At 74.0% G+C, this 13,075-nt stretch carries 11 protein-coding genes and 1 pseudogene; 10 read left to right on the plus strand and 2 right to left on the minus strand.

Going from position 1 to position 13,075, the window contains the following annotated elements; genetic code table 11:
* Nucleotides 1–149: 149 nt before the first annotated feature.
* The 5 genes and pseudogenes from ACIA6C_RS33030 to ACIA6C_RS33050 all read left to right on the plus strand — a co-directional run.
* Nucleotides 150–1,133 (plus strand): PfkB family carbohydrate kinase, encoded by a 984-nt coding sequence (locus tag ACIA6C_RS33030; protein ID WP_399281382.1) that lies wholly within the window; start codon nt 150–152, stop codon nt 1,131–1,133.
* 61 nt (nt 1,134–1,194) lie between these two features.
* Nucleotides 1,195–2,103: a methylenetetrahydrofolate reductase [NAD(P)H] gene (gene metF / locus ACIA6C_RS33035; RefSeq protein WP_399281383.1), complete on the plus strand. Its 909-nt coding sequence runs from the start codon at nt 1,195–1,197 to the stop codon at nt 2,101–2,103.
* Nucleotides 2,104–2,331: 228 nt separating this feature from the next.
* Nucleotides 2,332–3,603: a beta-ketoacyl-[acyl-carrier-protein] synthase family protein gene (locus ACIA6C_RS33040; protein ID WP_361138343.1), complete on the plus strand. Its 1,272-nt coding sequence runs from the start codon at nt 2,332–2,334 to the stop codon at nt 3,601–3,603.
* A complete protein-coding gene (locus ACIA6C_RS33045; RefSeq protein ID WP_399281385.1) occupies nt 3,600–4,859 on the plus strand; it encodes a ketosynthase chain-length factor in 1,260 nt (419 codons plus the stop codon). The genes ACIA6C_RS33040 and ACIA6C_RS33045 overlap by 4 nt, the downstream gene beginning before the upstream one ends.
* A 111-nt stretch (nt 4,860–4,970) precedes the next feature.
* Nucleotides 4,971–5,136 (plus strand): annotated as a pseudogene (locus ACIA6C_RS33050) (dihydrolipoyl dehydrogenase); the annotation flags it as partial.
* Between the two features lie 121 nt (nt 5,137–5,257).
* Here ACIA6C_RS33050 and ACIA6C_RS33055 read toward each other — a convergent pair.
* Nucleotides 5,258–5,746 carry a DUF1772 domain-containing protein gene (locus ACIA6C_RS33055; RefSeq protein WP_399281386.1) on the minus strand — a complete coding sequence of 163 codons (489 nt, stop codon included), beginning with the start codon at nt 5,744–5,746 and terminating at the stop codon, nt 5,258–5,260.
* Between the two features lie 301 nt (nt 5,747–6,047).
* Between ACIA6C_RS33055 and gdhA the strand changes: the two genes are divergently transcribed.
* On the plus strand, nt 6,048–7,403 hold the full coding sequence (gene gdhA, locus ACIA6C_RS33060; RefSeq protein ID WP_399281387.1) for an NADP-specific glutamate dehydrogenase: 1,356 nt from the start codon (nt 6,048–6,050) through the stop codon (nt 7,401–7,403).
* A gap of 135 nt (nt 7,404–7,538) precedes the next feature.
* On the opposite strand, the gene ACIA6C_RS33065 is transcribed toward gdhA, so the two are convergent.
* Nucleotides 7,539–8,393 carry an alpha/beta fold hydrolase gene (locus ACIA6C_RS33065; RefSeq protein WP_399281388.1) on the minus strand — a complete coding sequence of 285 codons (855 nt, stop codon included), beginning with the start codon at nt 8,391–8,393 and terminating at the stop codon, nt 7,539–7,541.
* Nucleotides 8,394–8,594: 201 nt separating this feature from the next.
* On the opposite strand from ACIA6C_RS33065, the gene ACIA6C_RS33070 reads away from it, so the two are divergent.
* The 4 genes from ACIA6C_RS33070 (at nt 8,595) to ACIA6C_RS33085 (ending at nt 12,952) form a co-directional block, all read left to right on the plus strand.
* A complete protein-coding gene (locus ACIA6C_RS33070) occupies nt 8,595–9,962 on the plus strand; it encodes an AMP-binding protein (protein WP_399281389.1) in 1,368 nt (455 codons plus the stop codon).
* The gene (locus ACIA6C_RS33075) at nt 9,959–10,762 is read left to right on the plus strand and encodes a thioesterase II family protein (RefSeq protein ID WP_399281390.1); all 804 of its coding nucleotides are present in this window, start codon (nt 9,959–9,961) and stop codon (nt 10,760–10,762) included. The genes ACIA6C_RS33070 and ACIA6C_RS33075 overlap by 4 nt, the downstream gene beginning before the upstream one ends.
* A 75-nt stretch (nt 10,763–10,837) precedes the next feature.
* The gene (locus ACIA6C_RS33080) at nt 10,838–11,776 is read left to right on the plus strand and encodes a DMT family transporter (RefSeq protein WP_399281391.1); all 939 of its coding nucleotides are present in this window, start codon (nt 10,838–10,840) and stop codon (nt 11,774–11,776) included.
* Nucleotides 11,777–12,067: 291 nt separating this feature from the next.
* The gene (locus ACIA6C_RS33085; protein ID WP_399281392.1) at nt 12,068–12,952 is read left to right on the plus strand and encodes a BTAD domain-containing putative transcriptional regulator; all 885 of its coding nucleotides are present in this window, start codon (nt 12,068–12,070) and stop codon (nt 12,950–12,952) included.
* Nucleotides 12,953–13,075 lie beyond the last annotated feature (123 nt).

Here is a 13,075-nt window from a genome sequence, read left to right on the forward strand (position 1 = left end):
AGACCGCCGCCTACGGCCACTTCGGCCGTGAGCTGCCGGACTTCACCTGGGAGCGCACCGACCGCGTCGACGCCCTGCGCGCCGCCGCCGGCCTGCGGTAGACGCCGGTCCGAGCCAACTGGTACCGCCACAGTCCAAGGAGAGTTGTTGTGCGTATCGCCGTGGCCGGCTCCATCGCCACCGACCACCTCATGGTCTTCCCCGGCCGCTTCGCCGACCAGCTGATCAGCGAACAGATGGACCGGGTCTCCCTCTCGTTCCTCGCCGACCGCCTCGAAGTCCGCCACGGCGGCGTCGGGGCCAACATCACCGTCGGCCTCGGCCGGCTGGGCCTGCGGCCCCTGCTCGTCGGGGCCGCAGGCGTCGACTTCACCGAATACGGCGCCCGGCTGCGCGAAGCGGGCGTCGACCCCACCTCCGTCCGCGTCAGCGAGACCCTGCACACGGCGCGCTTCGTGTGCACCACAGACGACGACCAGAACCAGATCGCGACCTTCTACGCGGGTGCCATGGCCGAGGCGGGAAGGATCGACCTCGCCGAGACCCACGAGCGCGTGGGGGGACTCGACCTCGTCCTCGTCGGCGCCGACGACCCGGCCGCGATGCTGCGCCACACCGCGGCGGCACACGCGCTCGGCATCCCCGTCGCCGCCGACCCCTCGCAGCAGCTCGCCCGGCTCGACCGCGAGCAGACCCGGGCGCTGGTGGACGGGGCACACCTGCTGTTCACCAACGAGTACGAGAGCGCGCTGCTGCGCGAACGCACCGGCTGGGACGAGGAGCAGGTACTGGAGCGGGTCGGCACCTGGATCGTGACCCGCGCCGCCGACGGCGTCTCGATCCTCGCGGCCGGCGCCGCCCGCACGGACGTCCCTGCCGTCCTCACCGACGCCGCGGCCGACCCCACCGGCGTCGGGGACGCCCTGCGCGCCGGCTTCCTCGCCGCCGTCTCCTGGGGCCTGCCGTACGAGCGGGCCGCCCAACTGGGCTGCGCGCTGGCCACGGTGGTCCTCGAATCGGTCGGCACCCAGGAGTACAAACTGCTCCCCGCCGAGCTGCTCTCCCGCATCGACCGCGTCTACGGCAGCGCCGCGGCGCGGGAGATCGAGCCGGGTCTGGCGGGGCGCGCATGAGCGCGAAGCGCACGGGCGGCGCACCCCCGGGCGGGGCGCGGGGCCGGGCGGGAGGGCGCAGATGACCGTACTGCGCGAGATGCTGCGCAGCGGGAGGCCCTCGTACTCCTTCGAGTTCTTCCCGCCCAAGACCGATGCGGGGTCCCGCGTGCTGTGGGACGCGATCCGCCGGATCGAACCGCTCTCGCCCTCCTTCGTATCGGTCACCTACGGAGCCGGCGGCTCCTCCCGGGACCGGACGGTCGAGGTCACCAAGCGGATCGCCGCCGAGACCACCCTGCGGCCCGTCGCCCACCTCACCGCCGTAGGCCACTCCGTCGCCGAACTGCGCCACATCCTCGGCCAGTACGCCGACGCGGGCGTCCTCGACGTCCTCGCCCTGCGCGGCGACCCGCCCGGCGATCCGAACGCGCCCTGGACCGCGCACCCCGAGGGCTTCCACCACGCCCACGAGCTGGTCTCGCTGGTCAGGAGGTCCGGGGAGTTCAGCGTGGGCGTCGCGGCCTTCCCCGAGCGGCACCCCCGCTCGCCGGACTGGGACAGCGACATCCGGCACTTCGTGGCCAAGTGCCGGGCCGGCGCCGACTACGCCGTCACGCAGATGTTCTTCCACGCCGAGGACTACCTGCGGCTGCGCGACCGGGTCAGCGCGGCGGGCTGCGACACCCCGATCATCCCCGAGATCATGCCCGCCACCGACGTGCGTCAGATCCGGCGCTTCGCGCAACTCAGCAGCGCCGCCTTCCCGCCGTCCCTCGCGCAGCGCCTGGAAGCCGCGCGCGACGACCCGGAGGAAGGGCACCGCATCGGTGTCGACCACGCCACCGCCATGGCGCAGCGGCTGCTGGCGGAAGGGGCGCCCGGGCTGCACTACATCACCCTCAACCGCTCCACGGCGACCCTGGAGATCCACCGCAACATCCTCGGCTCACCGAGCCCCGCCCGGCCCGTGCTCGCCGCCCCGCGCTGAGCGCAACCGGGCGGCGCTGAGCGGCACCCGGCACCGGGCAGCGCCGAGTCCGTGGCCGGTCGTCCTGGCCGGTTGTCCTGGTCGGTCATTCTGGCCGGTTGTCCGTGGCCCCCGCGCGGCGGGGGCCACGGGCGTGTCCGGACGCGCCCACCACCCGCGCTCGACCTGCCGTCGAGCGGAGCTGGCCAAGCTCGCCACCCATAGGACTCACCCGTGAAGGAACACCCAATGAGCCGACGCGTCGTCATCACCGGAATCGGCGTGGTCGCGCCCGGGGGAGTGGGCACCAAGGAGTACTGGTCCCTGCTCACTTCCGGGAAGACCGCCACCCGGCCCATCAGCCTCTTCGACGCCACCGGGTACCGCTCCCGCATCGCCGCCGAGGTCGACTTCGACCCCCTCGCCCACGGATTCACCGCCGAAGAGGCCCGCCGTCTCGACCGGGCGGCGCAATTCGCCCTGGTCGCGACCGGTGAGGCGCTGCGCGACAGCGGCCTGGACGGGACGGACGCGGATCCCGAGCGCACCGGGGTCACCCTCGGCAGCGCGGTCGGCTGCACCATGGGCCTCGACGACCAGTACAACGCGGTGAGCCTGGGCGGCAGCACCTGGCAGGTCGACCACACCCTGGCCGCCCCGCACCTGTTCGACTACTTCGTCCCCAGCTCGATGGCGGCCGAAGTGGCCTGGCGGGCCGGCGCCCAGGGACCCGTGTCCATGGTCTCCACCGGCTGTACCTCCGGCCTGGACTCCATCGGCCACGCCGCCGAGCTGATCCGCGAGGGCAGCGCCGACGTGATGGTCGCCGGGGCCACGGAGGCGCCCATCTCCCCGATCAGCGTGGCCTGCTTCGACGCGATCAAGGCGACCTCACCGCGCAACGACGACCCGGAGACCGCCTCACGGCCCTTCGACGCCACCCGCAACGGCTTCGTCCTCGGCGAGGGCTCGGCCGTGCTGGTCCTGGAGGAGCTGGAGAGCGCCCGCCGCCGCGGCGCCCACGTCTACGCCGAGATCGCCGGTTTCGCCGGCCGCTGCAACGCGTACCACATGACCGGGCTGCGCTCCGACGGCGCGGAGATGGCCGCCGCCATCGACAGCGCCCTGGACGAGGCACGGCTGGGCGCCGGCGCCGTCGACTACATCAACGCCCACGGCTCCGGAACCAAGCAGAACGACCGCCACGAGACCGCCGCCTTCAAGCGGAGCCTCGGGCAGCGCGCCCACGAGGTGCCCGTCAGCTCCATCAAGTCGATGATCGGGCACTCGCTCGGCGCGATCGGCTCCCTGGAGGTGGCCGCCTGCGCCCTGGCCATCGAGCACAACACCGTGCCGCCCACCGCGAACCTGCACACCCCCGACCCCACCTGCGATCTGGACTACACCCCGCTCGTCGCGCGCGAGCAGCGCACCGACACCGTGCTCAGCGTCGGCAGCGGTTTCGGCGGCTTCCAGAGCGCCATCGTCCTGACCCGCCCGCGCCTGGGAGATGCCGCATGACCACCGCCCCCGCCCCCGACACCGCCCGCCCCGCCACCGGTTCCACCGCGCCGGTCGTCACCGGCATCGGCGTGGCCGCCCCGAACGGCCTGGGCACCGAGGCGTGGTGGGGCGCCGTACTGCGCGGCGAGAGCGGCATCCGCCCGGTCACCCGGTTCGACGCCGGGCAGTACCCGGCCCGCCTCGCCGGGGAGGTGCCGGGCTTCGACGCGGCCGACCACATCCCGAGTCGGCTGCTGCCCCAGACCGACCACATGACCCGGCTCGCCCTCACCGCCGCCGACGAGGCCCTCGCCGACGCGGCCGTCGACGTGTCCGCCCTGCCCGACTTCTCCGCCGGCGTCATCACCGCGGCCTCCGCGGGAGGCTACGCGTTCGGCCAGAAGGAACTCCAGGAACTGTGGAGCAAGGGCGGCCAGTACGTCAGCGCCTACCAGTCCTTCGCCTGGTTCTACGCCGTCAACACCGGCCAGATCTCCATCAGGAACGGGCTGCGCGGCCCCAGCGGCGTGCTGGTCACCGAGCAGGCCGGCGGCCTCGACGCGGTCGCCCACGCCCGCCGCCAGCTCCGCAAGAGCGGCGTACGGCTGCTGGTCACCGGCGGGGTGGACTCCTCCCTGTGCCCGTGGGGCTGGGCGGCGCACCTCGCCGGGGGCGAACTGAGCACCGCCGGGGACCCGGACCGGGCGTACCTGCCGTTCTCCGCCGACGCGGACGGCCACGTCGCGGGCGAGGGCGGCGCCCTGCTCGTCCTGGAGGACGCGGACCACGCACGCGAGCGGGGCGCCGCCGTGTACGGGTCCGTCGCCGGGTACGCCTCCACCTTCGACCCGCCACCCGGCTCGGGCGGCGCCCCGCGCCTGGGCGCCGCCGCCCGGCTCGCCCTGCGGGACGCCGGGGGCGAGGCGGCCGACGTCGACGTGGTCTTCGCCGACGCCGCCGGACGGCGCGCCGCGGACCGGGAGGAGGCCGAGGCCCTCGCCGCCCTGTTCGGCGCGTACGGCGTCCCCGTGACCGCGCCGAAGACGATGACGGGCCGGCTCGCCGCGGGCGGCGCCTCGCTGGACCTGGCGGCCGCCCTGCTCTGCCTGCGCGACGGCGTGATCCCGCCGACCGTCAACGCCGGACCCCCGGCCGCCGACTGCCCGGTCGACCTGGTCACGGCGGTTCGCCGGCCCGCCCGGCTGCGTACCGCCCTGGTCCTGGCCCGGGGCCGCGGCGGCTTCAACGCGGCCGCGGTGGTACGGGCCGCCTGACGGCCGCGTCGTGACGCACCCGGGCCTTCGAAGACCATCCGGAGGGCCCGGGATGCGAGGATCCGTGCACGGACGTGTCTCGCCGTCGTCGTGGGCGCACTGCTGCGCGCGAGCCTGCCCACCGTCTCGGCCGTCGGCGACCTGATCCCCCCGCTCCAACCGGCGCACGTCGGCTTCGCCGAGGGCGTCCTCGTCGCCGAGCGCCGAGCGCCTCGCGGGTCTGCCGGTCACGCCGATCGACGACGACGGCGTCGCCCGGGTCACCTCCTGCGAGCCGGCTCATCCACGCGCAACCCGACGCAGAACGAGGCGAGGCGCACCCGGCGCCGGCCGGAAAGCCGCTGTACGTCCACGCCCGAGCCGCGCGGCGGCGCGCACGGGCGGCGCGCCGGGCCCGCTCAGGGCGTCAGGACCAGCGCCCAGGCGAGCAGGCCGGTGGCCGCCGTGCACAGCAGCGTGCGCCAGACGTTGGCCCGTACCCACGGTCCCTCGAAGCCGCGGCGGACGGCGGCCGCGTCGGCGATCCGGGCGGGCGGGCCGGCCTTGTCCAGGGTGTTGTTCAGCGGGATGTTGACGCGGGCCGTGACGCCCATCGCGACGAGGTAGCACACGAACGCCCCCGCCAGCGGCGCGAGCACGGCGCCGCGGGCGGACAGGGCGTGCAGGACCAGCGCGAGGCCGGTGAAGAGCAGGGCGCCGATGTAGCCGAGGACGAACCAGCCGTTGAGGATGGCGACGTTGATGCGCTGCATCACCTCGATGACGGTCCGGTCGTCGGTGCGCCGCAGGGCGGGCATCACGGACACGGCGAAGCCGTAGAAGAGGCCGCTGACCAGGCCCATGGTGATCGTCGCGGCGACGAGCGACGCCAAACGTGCCATTTCCATACGGGTGCTCTCCCCCGGTCGACCGGCCCCTTGCGTCCCGCCGATCCTACGGGCCCCGTACGCCGCGCCAGGGGGCGGAGGCACGGCGGGGCGCGCGGCTCCAGCGGGAGTCGTGGGCGGTTCGAGGAGACGGTTCGAGGAGGCCCGTCAGGGGTCGGCGCGAGGGTGGCGCAGGGGCGGTCCGGGGCCGGTGCAGGGGCGGTCCAGGGGGCGGAAGCCCTCTCCACGGTCGTGGCGGCGCGCGGTACTCTCCCGCCTGGGCCCGCACGCCCGCCTGCCACCCTCCGAGAGGAAACACACCGTGAAGGACCCCAAGGACAGGCTGGACGCCCTCCGGGCCGACATCGAGCGCCGCAACCCCGCGCAGCCCGAGTTCCACCAGGCGGTACGGGAAGTCCTGGACAGCCTCGCCCCGGTGTTCGCCGCCCGCCCCGAATACGCCGACCCGGCCGTGGCGCTGGTCGAGCGGATCACCGAGCCGGAGCGGCAGATCCTCTTCCGCGTGCCGTGGACGGACGACCGGGGCCGGGTGCAGGTCAACCGCGGCTACCGCGTCGAGTTCAACAGCGCGCTCGGCCCGTACAAGGGCGGCCTGCGCTTCCACCCGTCCGTGGACATCGGCGTGGTGAAGTTCCTCGGCTTCGAGCAGATCTTCAAGAACGCCCTGACCGGCCTCGGCATCGGCGGCGGCAAGGGCGGCAGCGACTTCGACCCGCACGGCAAGTCCGACGCCGAGGTCATGCGCTTCTGCCAGTCGTTCATGACGGAGCTGTCCCGGCACATCGGCGAGCACACCGACGTCCCGGCCGGTGACATCGGCGTCGGCGGCCGCGAGATCGGCTACCTGTTCGGCCAGTACCGGCGCATCACCAACCGCTGGGAGGCCGGCGTCCTCACCGGCAAGGGCCAGGGCTGGGGCGGCTCCGCGATCCGCCCGGAGGCCACCGGCTACGGCTCGGTGCTGTTCGCCGCGGAGATGCTGGCGGTGCGGGGCGAGTCCCTGGACGGCCTGAGCGCGGTGGTCTCGGGCTCCGGCAACGTCGCCCTCTACACGATCGAGAAGCTCCAGCAGCTGGGCGCCAACCCGCTGACCGCCTCGGACTCCTCCGGCTACGTCGTCGACGACAAGGGCATCGACCTCGCGCTGCTGAAGCAGATCAAGGAGGTCGAGCGCGGCCGCATCAGCGAGTACGCCGCCCGGCGCGGGTCGTCGGCCCGCTTCGTACAGGGCGGACGGGTCTGGGAGGTCCCGGCGGACGTGGCCTTCCCGTCGGCGACGCAGAACGAGCTGGGCGCGGAGGACGCGCGCACGCTGGTCGCGGGCGGCGTCAAGGCCGTGTCGGAGGGCGCGAACATGCCGACGACGCCGGAGGCGGTACGGGTGCTCCAGGAGGCGGGCGTCGCGTTCGGCCCCGGCAAGGCGGCGAACGCGGGCGGTGTCGCGGTCAGCGCGCTGGAGATGGCGCAGAACGCGGGGCGCGTGGCGTGGGGGCGCGAGCGGGTGGAGGAGGAACTGGCCGGCATCATGCGGTCGATCCACGCCGTGTCCTACGAGACCGCCGAGCGGTACGGGGCGCCGGGCGACTACGTGACGGGCGCGAACATCGCCGGCTTCGAGCGGGTCGCCGACGCGATGCTGGCGCAGGGCGTGATCTGACCCCCGTCCCCAAGTCGTGAGCCTCAGGCCGGGCCCGTTCGCGACGCCGTCCGACGCGCGGGCCCGGCCGGGGCGCCCACCCCCTGGCACCTCCCGGCCCGGTCGGGCACCCGGGGGTGCCGGGGCCGGCGGTGGTCAGTGCGCCACGAGGCCGGCGAGCAATTCCGCGGCGGGCTTCGGGCGGACGAGCCAGCCCAGGTGGCTCCCCGGGAGCGTCCGGACCTGGAAGGGGTTGCCGGGGGTGAGCGCGTCGGCTTCGCGGATCATGCGGTCCTGGGCGGCGAGCGGGATGCCGGCATCGGCGGTCAGGCGCACATAGGTCTTGGGGATGCGGCCCCAGGTCGCGGCCTGCGCCCGGTCGGCGGACGTACCGGCGTCGAGGTTCTCGTCGGGCTGGAAGGTGTTCAGGACGGTCCGGAACTCGTCATCGGTGAGATCGGCGGCGAACGCACCCTTGAACGCGGCGAGCGCCGCCGGGTCGGCGGTGCGGAAGTTGACCCGGAGCAGACCGAGTTCGGCCGGGTTGCCGACGAGCGCGGAGGCGAAGGCCGTCGCGTCGACGTCCGCCATCTCCGGTTGGGCGTAGTAGTCGCCCACCGCCAGATCGACGGGGCACCAGGCGCCGACGTAGACGATCCGGTCGATCAGCTCGGGCCGGGCGTTGGCGACGGCGGTGGCCGTGACGCCGCCCCTGCTGTGCGCCACGAGGACGGTGGGCCCGTTCTGCTTGGCCCGTTCGAGGACCTCGATCACGCGGGCCGCGTTGTCGGCGAGCGTGACCCCCTTGATGCCGCCCGGTTCCGCGGCGAGTGCGTCCAGGTCCTGGGGAGCCTGGTAGCCCGTGGGGAAGGTGGCCTCGAAACCGTGCCCCGGGAGGTCGACGGCGAGCGAGCGGTGCCCGTGCAGGGCGAGTTCCGCCTGTAGCGGAGCGAACAGGAACGAGTTCGCGAAGGCCCCGTGAACGAATACGAACGTCGGTGGATTAGGCATGCCCCAGCCTCCAATAGAACGATCTTCGGATCAAGATCTCGGCGGGGCGCGAGGTCGCTGCGCGGCCGCGCCCGGACGGGGGCGGCGCCGTCGCGTGGCGCGGCCCCGGCTGCCCCGGCCGGGCCGGAACCGCCGGGGGCGTGCAGGCGGCGTGCAAGGTGGGGGCCGTAGGGTGGGCGCACTACTACCGGGGAGTCGCGCGTGCTTGCCGCACTGGATGGGGTGTACGGGGATCGGGCCGACGCGGTCAGCGTCGCCGGGCGGGGGTGTTCGTACGAGGAACTGCTCGGCGCCGCGCGGGCGGTGGCCGCGGATGTCGGCGACCGGGGGGTGTCCGCCTTCGCCGTGAACGCGACCGCCTCGCTGGAGACCGTCGCCGCCGCCGTCGGGGCGCTGCTGGCCGGGGTGCCGCTCGTACCGCTGCCGCCCGACGCCGGCCCCGCCGAACGCGCGCACATCCTGCGGGACTCCGGCGCCGTCGAGATCGACGTCGACTTCGCCCGCAAGGGCCCCGACCGGGGACGGCCGGCCGCGGCCGGAGAGGATCCCGCGCTGATCCTCTACACCTCCGGGACGACCGGCCCGCCCAAGGGCGTGGTGCTCACGGCGGCCGCCATCGCCGCCGACCTCGACGCCCTCGCCGAGGCCTGGCAGTGGACCGCCGAGGACACGCTCGTACACGGCCTGCCCCTGTTCCACGTACACGGCCTCGTCCTCGGCGTACTCGGCGCCCTGCGCACCGGCAGCCGCCTCGTGCACACCGGCCGCCCCACCCCCGAGGCGTACGCGGCGGCCGGCGGCAGCCTGTACTTCGGGGTGCCGACCGTCTGGTCCCGCGTCGCCGCCGAACCCCGGGCGGCCGCCGCCCTCTCCGGGGCCCGGCTGCTCGTCTCGGGCAGCGCCGCCCTTCCCGCGCCCGTGTTCCGGGACCTGGAGGCCCTGACCGGCCACCGGCCCGTGGAGCGGTACGGGATGACCGAGACCCTGATCACCGTCAGCGGCCGCGCGGGAGGCGAGGTCCGTCCCGGTACGGTCGGCACCCCGCTGCGCGGCGTACGCACCCGTATCGCCGCCGAACCCGGCGCGGAGATCGGCGAACTCCAGCTCACCGGGCCCACCCTGTTCGCCGGGTACCTCGGCCGGCCGGAGGCGACCGCGGCCGCGTACACCGAGGACGGATGGTTCCGTACGGGTGACATCGCCGCCGTCGACGAGGACGGCGTGCACCGCATCGTGGGCCGGGCCTCCATCGACATGATCAAGTCGGGCGGCTACCGGATCGGCGCGGGCGAGATCGAGAACGCCCTGCTCGATCACCCCAAGGTCAGCGAGGCGGCCGTGGTCGGCGTCCCGGACACCGACCTCGGGCAGCGCATCGTGGCGTTCGTCGTCGCCGAGGGCGTCACCGGCGCCGAACTCACCGACTTCGTCGCCTCGCACCTGTCGGTGCACAAACGCCCCCGCGAGGTGCGCTTCGTCGCGTCGCTGCCGCGCAACGCGATGGGCAAGCCGCAAAAGAGACTGCTGCTCACGGACGGCCCCGACGGCCTCGCGGGGGACCGGCGGTGAACGGGCTCGACCGCGCCGTGCGCGCCACCGGAAGCCTCTGGCTGCGCCGCTTCGACGCCGGACCGCCGGCACCGGACGCCCCCGTCCTCCTGGTGCTCCCGCACGCGGGCGGCAGCGCCGCCTACTACCGCCCGTTCTCCCCGGCGCTGTCCGCCCACGCCGAGGTGCTCATCGGCCAGTACCCCGGTCGCCAGGAGCGGATCGGCGAGCCGGTCCCGGGGAGCATCGGCGCCCTGGCCGACGGGGTGGAAGAGGCGCTGCGGCCCTGGCGGGGAAGGCCGTTGACGGTCTTCGGGCACAGCATGGGCGCGCTGGTCGGCTACGAGCTGACGCGCCGTCTGGAGCGCGCCGGCGCCCCTGCGCGCGGGCTGATCGTCTCCGGGCGCCGCTCGGCGCTCCTGCACCTGGAGGAGGACGTCCACCTCCAGGGCGACGACGCGCTGATCGCGACGCTGACCGCCCTCGCCGGGACCGACGCCCGGCTGCTGGCCGATCCGGCGTTCCGGGAGCTGATCCTCCCGGCGCTGCGCGGCGACTACAAGGCGGTCGAGACCTACCGGCACCGGCCGGGCCCGCCGCTGCGCACGCCCGTCAGCGTGCTGACGGGGGAGTCGGACCCGCGCGTCGGCGTGCCCGAGGCCATGGCCTGGCGGGACCTCACCGAGGGCGCCTTCACCTTCCGTTCCTTCCCCGGCGGGCACTTCTACCTCAATGAGCAGCGCGAGGCGGTGACCCGGGCCGTCATCGAGGACCTGGCGGCCTTCAACGCCCGTCCCGTAGGGGCCGGTCCACCCGGGTAGCAGGGGCGGTACGCGGATGGCCGGATGAGGAGTGACGATCTGGGCAGGGTGGACGGGCATGGGTACGTTGCTCGCATGGATCAAACGGCTGGCGCTCCCAGAACCGATCACCGTGCCCTCCTGGCGGCCTCGGTCACCGTCGTCATGTGGGCTTCCGCATTCGTCTCCATCCGCGCTTCGGCCCAGCACTTCGGGCCGGGTGCCCTGGCTCTGGGCAGGCTCCTGACCGCTTCGATCGCACTCGGCGCGGTGCTGCTGGTCAAGCGGGTGCCGCCGCCGTCACGGCAGGCCTGGCCGGGGATCCTCGCCTCCGGCGTGCTGTGGTTCGGGCTCTACATGGTGGCGCTGAACTGGGGTGAGCAGGGCGTCGACGCGGGCACCGCGGCGATGGTCGTCAACATCGGTCCCATCGTCATCGCCCTGCTGAGCGGATGGATCCTCAAGGAGGGTTTCCCGCCGATGCTGCTGGCGGGGATGGCCGTCTCCTTCGTGGGCGCGGCCGTCGTGGGACTGTCCACATCCAAGGGCGGCGGCTCCTCCCTGACCGGTGTGCTGCTCTGCCTGCTGGCTGCGCTCACCTACGGGGCCGGGGTGGTCTCGCAGAAGCCGGCGCTGCGGCACGCGAGCCCGCTCCAGGTGACCACGTACGGCTGCTTCGTCGGTACCGCGGCCACCCTGCCGTTCGCCGGGCAGCTGTTCGCGCAGCTGCCCGAGGCCCCGCTGAGCGCCACGCTCAACATGGTCTACCTGGGCCTTTTCCCGACCGCCCTGGCCTTCACCACCTGGACGTACGCGCTGTCGCGCACCACGGCCGGGAAGATGGGCGCGACCACGTACGCGGTGCCCGCCGTGGTGGTGCTGATCGCCTGGATCCTCCTGGACGAGGTGCCCGGCTGGCTGACCCTGCTGGGCGGTGCGATCTGCCTCGGCGGTGTGGCGGTCTCCCGGACGCGCGGCGCACGCTCCGCCCCCCAGGCCGCCCCGGCGGCGAAGGAGGCCGTCGACCGGCCGTGACCGGCGGCGCGTGAGGTGCCGGGAAAGGGCGGCGGGCGTGTCCCGCCGCCCTTTCTTGTGCCTGGACCACCGCGTAAGACAGACCTTGCGGTCTGTTTTTGAGGGATCGTCAGGCCGAACCCGCGTGCGGACTGCGCCTGTTGGGGAGTGTCGTACGGGCGGATGTCGAGTGCGGAGGGGGGTTTTGCGAGGTCACCCCCGATGAAAACGGCGCAGTTGGTTTGATATTGACAAACCGTGGGGCCTGTTTTTTACTGAGGCAGGCTCATCCACGGACAGGGGAGTACGCGCGTGGACATCGAAGTACTTGGCACACTGGCGGTCCGGGAGCACGGAGTCTCCATCACGCCGACCGCCCTCAAGCCGCGGCAGGTCCTGGCGCTCCTGGCCCTGCACGCCGACCAGGTCGTGCCCGTGTCGGCCCTCATCGAGGAGCTGTGGGGCGGCGAACCGCCGCGCAGCGCCCGCACCACCTTGCAGACGTACGTGCTCCAGCTCCGGTCGCTGATCACCACCGCCCTCGAACAGGGCGGCGACGACACGCGCACGGCCAAGGACGTCCTCGTCACCCTGCCCGGCGGCTACCTGCTGAACAGCAACGGCGGCACCAGCGACGTCCGCGAGTTCGACCGGCTCGCGGGCCTCGGCTACCGCGCCATGGACGCCGGCGACCACCCCGGCGCCGCCCGCCTGCTCCGCGAGGCGCTGGCCCTGTGGTCGGGACCCGCCTTCGCCGACGTGGCGGGCGGCGTGCAGCTGGACATGGAGTGCCGCCGCCTGGAGGAGTCCCGGCTGTGCGCCCTCGACCAGCGCATCGACGCCGACCTGCGCCTCGGCCGGCACCGCGAGCTGCTCGCCGAACTGACCGTCCTGGCCAGCCGCTACCGCACCCACGAGAACCTGCACGGCCAGTTCATGCTGGCCCTGCACCGCTCCGGCCGCCGCGGCGAGGCCCTCGACGTGTACCAGCGGCTACGGGCGATCCTGGTGCGCGAACTCGGCATCGAGCCGTCCGTGGCGCTGCGCAGGCTCCAGCGCTCGATCCTCATGGCCGGTCCGGAGGCCGCGGGCGCGGCCGCCCAGCCCGCGGCGTCAGCCGTGTCCGCCGTCCCCGCGGCCGCAGTCCCCGCCGCTGCCGTCCAGAATCCCGACGAGCGGCTCGTCCGCGTCGGCTGAACCGGGGGCGCCGCTAGACCGGTTGCGGGCGGAAGCGGTTGATCGCGTCCAGGTGCTCGGCCCGCATCTCGTGGTCGCGCACGCCCAGGCCCTCCTCGGGGGCCAGGGCGAGGACGCCGACCT

This window comes from Streptomyces sp. NPDC051578 (assembly GCF_044454045.1).
Taxonomy (GTDB): domain Bacteria; phylum Actinomycetota; class Actinomycetes; order Streptomycetales; family Streptomycetaceae; genus Streptomyces.